General features: G+C 53.5%; 3 protein-coding genes. 1 reads left to right on the top strand and 2 read right to left on the bottom strand.

Features of this window, described 5'->3' with window-relative positions; translation table 11 throughout:
* Positions 1-2,889: S-layer homology domain-containing protein (locus DV520_RS11900; RefSeq protein WP_133308871.1), on the top strand; the 2,889-nt coding region annotated here is incomplete at its 5' end.
* Positions 2,890-3,005: 116 nt separating this feature from the next.
* On the opposite strand, the gene DV520_RS11895 is transcribed toward DV520_RS11900, so the two are convergent.
* A complete protein-coding gene (locus DV520_RS11895) occupies positions 3,006-5,927 on the bottom strand; it encodes an S-layer homology domain-containing protein (protein ID WP_117143004.1) in 2,922 nt (973 codons plus the stop codon).
* Positions 5,928-6,043: 116 nt separating this feature from the next.
* The gene (locus DV520_RS11890) at positions 6,044-7,033 is read right to left on the bottom strand and encodes a zinc-ribbon domain-containing protein (protein ID WP_242984704.1); all 990 of its coding nucleotides are present in this window, start codon (positions 7,031-7,033) and stop codon (positions 6,044-6,046) included.
* Positions 7,034-7,373: the final 340 nt, after the last annotated feature.

Genomic DNA, 7,373 nt, shown 5'->3' with positions numbered 1-7,373 from the left:
CAGAAGAAGGTTCTGAGCCTGGTGCTCTGTGTGGCTGTGATGCTGTCTGTCATGGTCATGGGCGCCGGGGCGGCGTTCTCGGATCAGGACAAGATCGAGAACACCGAGGCCGTCGATATGTGCGCCGCGCTGGACATTATCGACGGGTTCGAGGATGGAAGCTATCACCCCGAACGAAACATTGAGCGCGGAGAAGCCGTTAAAATGATCAGCGCCATGCTGAATGGAGGAAGAGACTCTGTGCAGGAAACTTCTACTTCTTCCTACACCGACGTGCTGAACACCGCCGATGCCTGGGCCAATAAGTACATCGAGTACTGCACAGCCCAGGGTATTGTCTCCGGTGTGGGCGGTAATCGCTTCGCACCCGCCAGCAGTGTAACCGGGACCCAGTTGGCCAAGATGCTGCTGGTCTCCCTGGGCTACAACGCTGTAACTGAAGGCTATCAGGACAGCGACGCCTGGACTGTAAACGTGAACACGGACGCTGTCAATGCCGGCCTCTACAAAGAGTTAGAGGATGTGGACATGTCTGCTGCGCTGACCCGTGATGACGCTGCTCAGATGTTCTGGAATGCGCTTCAGGCCAAGACAGTGAAGTATTTGACCGATTCCACCGGTGCCATTGAGTGGGGCAAGACCCTGCTGGAGAAGGTCTACAACGCATACACCGTGGAGGGTATCCTGACTGCCATTGATTACAACGTGGACACCGAAGAGTACACCTACACCGTTGATGGCAAGGAGTACACCACCACCCAGGACTTCTCTGCTCTCTTCGCCATGAATGTGACCGTGCTGGCCAAGGACGACGAGGCGCTGCTGGTCCGGATCAACAAGGGCGGCGTTGTGGTAAGCGCCAACATTGGCGATATCAGCGACATGGGAGACAAAAACGACCACTTCAACACCATTGAGGTCAATGGCGAGACCTACCGCCTGGACAACACGGCCAAGGATTGGGATACCTTCTGGAGCATCGCCTGCGGCTATAACCAGTATGGCGAGCAGGGTTTCTGGGGCTTCCCCGGTGCTGGCGCCAGACACACCATCTACGATCAGTATGCCTTTGCCGGCATCGACCAGGATGGCGGCGGCGACATCGATGTGGTCGTTGTCTATCCCTATGCGGTCCTGAAGACCACCAATGTGGTGGCTGATTCCTTCCGGACCAACATGATTGCCCGGGACGATGCCCGCATGACCGTAGATGCCAATGCGCAGGATGCGTATATCCTGGGCAGCCTGGGTCTGAAGGGCAACACGGCCAACAAGGTGGAGTATACCGACGTCATTGTCAACGGCACTGTGGAGCGGGACGGCTATGTCATGGCGGTTCCCAGCCAGTACACTGCCACCGGTGTGGACACCTACACTGTTCTGGAGATCCAGTCTGACGTGGCCAACAGCCTGAACACAGCCGACCGGCTGGTGACCCTGGGCGACACGGAGTACAATGGCAGTCTGCTGGACAAGGTGGTCCCCATCTCCAGCATCTCTCTGAAAGATACCTACAGCTTTGTGGAAGTCAACGGTTACCTGTTCATCGTGGATGGCAACAATGTCGGCCCCGTGCTGGATGAGTACGTTGTCGCCACCAAAACCGCTGCAACTCCTGCGGGTGCAGACAAGGTTTGGGAGACCGAGCTGCTGTTCACCGACGGCACCACCAAGACGGTCGATGTGGATGGCAAGCAGCCCACTGTGGGCTCTCTGTACACCTATCGCGTGGTGGACAAGGAATATTATGAGCTGATCCCTGTAGCCGAAGGCACTGCTGCTCCCGCCGAGGGCACCAATTTTGACGTACAGCAGGCATATAAGACCGGCGCGACCCTGAACGATGCGCAGAAGTACGTTGTGACCCAGCCTGGCTACTGGAAGTATGATGTGCAGCCTGCAAAAGCTCCGAATGATCCCAGTGCAAACCTGACTATTTCTATCTCTCAATCGCCGACCGAAGATACGTATTATACGTTCAGCTATAACGATCATGGCACCCCCTTCGATTTGGCAGATGACTACTATTCCCCCAAACTGCTTGCCAGTGCGGATGCCCCTCACGCGGAAGGTGCTATCGTTACAATAGACGCGGGCGCTAATGCTGGTGATTACAGCTACATTGTGACAGCCACTTGGGAGCCGACGGTTGGCTCTTGGAAATCCGTTAACGCTGGTGTTGCAAACATGTTTGTGGACGATACCCAGAACTACTTCTATAACTACGCCAACGGCAATCCCGGTTCCGACAAGTACTACATCGAGGACGATGCTGTCGTCTTCATGTACAACAACAAGATGGACACCTATCAGGTTGTGAAGGGCTCCGATCTGGAAGGCTATGAGGAAGCAAATGTTCAGTGGGCCTTTACCGGCGGCAACCAGAAGAATGGAAACATCTGGGTTGACCTGGCGTACATCTCTGTGGAGGACAACCTGGACGAAACCCTGGTCTATGCCTATGTGGACGGCAACCCCAACCGCATCGTCAGCGAGACCAGCGACGGTAAGTATGTCCTGACCGTGGATGTTATTCTGGCCGCTGGAGAGACAGTCACGCTGACCAGCAAGGAATACGCAAGGGAAAATGACGCCGACCTGATGCGGCTGTACCATGCGCTGAAGGAGGAAGGCATCTATCAGCTCATCGTGGACGGCACCACCCTGATTGATGTTAAGGACTATTCTCCTGCCGCTCAGTACACGGTCACATCTGCACTGTACAACAGCATGCTTGGCCTGAACGGTACCAATTACTTCGTCACCAGTGACACCATCTTTATCCCCGTTTCCGGTGATGCGGAAAGCATTGATGCAATCCAGAAGGGCGAAACGGTACGCGCTGTTGTGGATACTGTTGACCACGAAGTTCTGGCTGTGATCTATTGATCTGTGCACCGCTGTGTTGATCCAACAATGTTTGGTGAGATACATAAAAAGTACCATCCCCCGGGATTTCCGGGGGATGGTACTTTTTTATTCGGTATTTACATTGTTCGATGTGCTCAAACGGTAAACGAACCCGTCAGGACTGTTTTTACATTGTCTCCCGTACCAGTGGTGACGGTTACATTGTAAGAACCTTTTGCAAAGCTCTCCGTCTTGTATGTTCCATCTCCAGCATTGGGAGCACTCGTGCTGGCACCATTTACACAAATATAGAAGAAATGAGGACCAACTTCCATCTTCCCAGAAGTCTCCGTATAGACCTGCTCTCCTTCGCTATTGACGATAGTCAGAGTGTAGGTAGCCTCCTCGGGGGCAGAGAACTTGATGATACGGTTATCCTGCGCTTCGCCAGTGATGTTCCCACTCGCAGCGAACTCCTTCTCCGTCGGGGTATACACGCCATCAGCCGCATTCTTCACATCTTGGTCACTCTTGATCCCCGTCAAAAAAGTTTCTTTGGCATCCACTTCGTTGTCCACATCATAGACAACCAGTACAACATCACCACTGTCATCAGTCAGGATATAAGCGTTGCTGGTAAAGGCGCCTTCAGAGGGCTCGTCAGCCAGAGCAATATCTTTGCTGGTCAGACCGTCCGCACCCACATCCTCGCTGTCATCGATGAAGATGTACTCCACGTCGTCGCTCATCTCATGCCGTTTGGCATCGCCAGCGAAGGTCATCGCGTTGCCGTCCCAAGAAGTAATGGCAGCGGGTTCGCCGACAGCCTCCGCCGTGTCGATGTTTCCATCGCTGTCCAGGTCATAGGAGACCACAGCGCCGGTCGTCAGGGCATCCAGGCTGCTGCCCGTGACTTTTACGGTATTCAGCTTCTTCTCGCCTTCAGCGGTCCACAGGGTGACAGACAGGATCTTATCTCCGTCCTCATTCTCGGTCTCGATGGAGGAGGTAACGAATCCATAGAACGTGTCGCCGCCCTTAATTGTCGTGGCGTTAGAAGTAACATACGCCATATTGACGTCGCCTACACCGGTGTTGGAATTGTCGGTGGCCAGGTAGAAGCTCACCGCAGTGAACTGAGTTGCCGTCATCGTCTTCATGGTTGCACCTGAGATGACCTTGTAGTCGTTGGTGTTGTATTTGACGAAGATCACAGCGTCATCCGCAATAGCATAGTTGTCAATGTAACCAGCCTTGGAAGAACTGCTGCTCTGGGCTTTCACCTGACCATTGTTAGCAGCCTTGTCGAAGCCAGTGCCGACAACAGAAGCGGTAGTCAGGGTGTACTCGCCGTCCTTGTTGGTGTCATAGGTGTAGAGGGAGCCCACCGTAAGCGACTGGGATTCACCTCCCACCTTCGCCAAATCAACGACCTTCTTGGTGCCGTCAGAGAAGAGCAGCTTGACCTGATCCTGGCCAAAGCTGGATTCCACATCGCTCACGACCACGACATAGTCCTCAACATTGGTGGCACCGGACTCGTCGGCATAGAAGAGGTACCCGTTGACCACAACGGCATCTGCCAGCACGGTTCCAACGGAGCCGGTGTTGCCTTCGTCTTTGTAACTGGCATCCAAGGTGTACCAGTTGCCATCCACGTAGACATCGTTGCCGTCCTTCTGGGTGATCTTGCCGCTGATCATGTCGGCCTTCACGAAGGTGTCGGTGTCGGTGGCCGTGTTGGCGGCTGCGGTGTAGACAACATAGTCGTCCTTGGCGATGCCGTCATAGACGTTCACGTCCTCAATGGTGTACTTCATGTTGTTGGAAAGACGGAACTCGGTCTTGTTGACGTAGTTCACCTTCAGCACCTGGAAGGGGGCCACAGAAAAGAAGTCGATCTTGCCGTTGCCGTCTTTGTCAACCGCAGTGAACGTCTGCGCGTCATACTTTACGGTGTCACCGCCAGCAACCGCATACAGAGTTTCAGCCTCATATTTGGTATTGTTATTCGCGGTAAACTGCATCACGGGCGTTTCATTCAGCGCCTTGTCCAGCTTGTAGGTGACGCCGTCCACTTTGAAGGAGGTGTCCGTCGCAGTAGTCATCTTGGGCAGGTCGCCAAAACGGGCCGTGAGGACAACTTCACTGTCCGTCGCAAAGATGCCATAGGCGTCCTTGATTTTGCCGGTGGTATTGTTGTCATAGACAGCCTTCACAATCTGGCCCATCAGAGCGGTGAAGTCCTGTGTGCTCTTTACTTGAACCGTGTCGCTTGTGGAAACAGCAATCTCATAAGTCCACTCTTCCTTGTTGGTGTTGTAGCTAAACTGGCTCAAGGTGCCTTCGACGATCTTGCCCTCATACTTAGATTCCAACAAAGTGGTAGCCTTAGGGACCAGCTCTGTTTTGGAAACCAGCTGACCATTCTCAGACACGAGCGTGTACTCATAGCCAACTTCCTTGGCCTGCAACGCATTCCATACCATCTGTGCTGCGGTGTCGCGGGTCAGAGCGGCAGAGACATCCACGCCTTCCAGGCCCTTGTACAGGCCAACCTGGGTAGCACGAACGTTGACATTCATGTCCCAAGCATTGCCGGTGTAACCTTCAATGTCGGAATCGTAACCCAGGCTGACCAGCAGCATCTTGGACAGCTGGCTGGCAGTCACATTGCCGTTGGGGCTGAACCGGCCGCCGCCCACGCCGGACACGATGCCCTGGGACACGCAGGACTCAATGTACTTCTCCGCCCAAGCAGCGTTGGGGGTGTTGCGCACGTCGGAGAATGTGGGGGTGGCAGGTGTGCCCAGGGTGGGCTCCTCGCCGCCGTTCAGGGCCACGCAGATCATCTTGCAGATCTCGGACCGCTTAATGTTCCCTTCGGGCTTATAGGACCCGTCAGGATACCCGCCGATGATATTCAGTGCCGCGCACATATCAACGGCTTCTTTGTTCTCGATCTTGTCCTGATCCGAGAACGCCGCCCCGGCGCCCATGACCATGACAGACAGCATCACAGCCACACAGAGCACCAGGCTCAGAACCTTCTTCTGGGGGAACTCCTTATTCCTCAATGCTTTGCTCCGCAATTTCCCACAGATTTTCCACGGCGTTCCCACGCAATTATTTCTATTTTTTAAACAATCATCCCGTTATGGGAGAATTCCATAACGGGATGATTTCTAAGTTTTTAGTATTCTTCCCAAAGACGCCACCCATCAACGGCACACTGGTTAGCCTCGTTGTCTCCGGTCGCAATGACAGTGCCATCTTCTTTTAAGCCAACGGTGTGGCGCTCTCCTGCAGCCACATTGGTGATGTGAGACCAAGTCTCGACTTGGCATTGTCCATACTGAATATCGCCGGATGCCAAAACAGTGCCATCTTTTTTCAGCCCAACTGTATGAAATGGGCTGACTGCCACCCGAGAAATATCGCTCCAGTCCATGACACCGGGAGCTGCAAAGCCATCCGCCTCTTGGATACGGCCCATCTGATTGATCCCAATGGTGTGAATATGGCCTGCGGCAATGAATGTGATATGATTCCACTTACTAACCGCGCAGGAACCAAAAAGGCCCTCCCCCGCAGCCAAAACGGTGCCGTCCTGACACAGGCCCAACGTGTGATCCATACCAGCTGCTACGGCGATGATATTTTTCCAGTTTCCTAACGCGCACTTTCCAGAAGAATCCCGGCCAGCCGCAATCACGGTGCCGTCTGTCCGGAGACCAACAGTATGGCTGTCTCCGGCTGCTACGGCAACAATATCTGTCCAATCTCCTATGTCACATTGGCCATACGTACGGTCTCCTGTTGCCAATGCAGTTCCGTCAGAGCGCACTGCCACAGTATGATATTTTCCAGCCGCCACAGCAACAACATCCGTCCAATCCGCTACGTCACATTGACCAAACTGATTATCTCCTGTGGCCAGGAGGGTTCCATCTTCCTTCAGAGCTACGGTATGGAGGCGTCCAGCGCAGATATCACCATGGACTTTCGGCCGAGAGATCAACTGTGCAAGAGGGAGCTTCTCTCCACATAAATCGCAAAACTTGGCTTGTGCCCGCAACACTTCTCCACAGTTGGGACAGATTTTTTCCACTTTTGCGCCACACATATCGCAGAACCGCGCCCCCGTGCGTAGTTCTACCCCGCAGGACTTGCATCTGGCCATGGTCATTTTCCTCCTGACTCACATTGTCTAATATTATTTATTATACGGGATAAGAACAGAGAAAACAACCCCTATCCTGTCGCTGAAATGATAGGGTAGGCGTATATAAAAGGCTTCGTCAGACGGACAAAATGAATTTTGAGAAATGGAAAATTTTGCTCCTTATGTACAACACATATCCTCTTATTTTAGTTCTAACGCCGTGGGAGTTCCGTGTAAAATCCGTGGGAAATTGCTAGGCAAAGCATTGGAGGATAAGGAGTTCCCTCAGAAGAAGGTTCTGAGCCTGGTGCTCTGTGTGGCTGTGATGCTGTCTGTCATGGTCATGGGCGCCGGGGCG

Source organism: Evtepia gabavorous, assembly GCF_003425665.1.
In the GTDB taxonomy this organism is placed as follows: Bacteria; Bacillota; Clostridia; order Oscillospirales; family Oscillospiraceae; genus Evtepia; species Evtepia gabavorous.
Note: the sequence above shows the minus strand (reverse complement) of the source record. Positions and strands in the feature narration are given on the sequence as shown.

Excerpts from the sequence above, each read along its gene's own strand:
- DV520_RS11890 (WP_242984704.1), bottom strand. The coding sequence starts at position 7,033 with ATGGCCAGATGCAAGTCCTGCGGGGTAGAACTACGCACGGGGGCGCGG.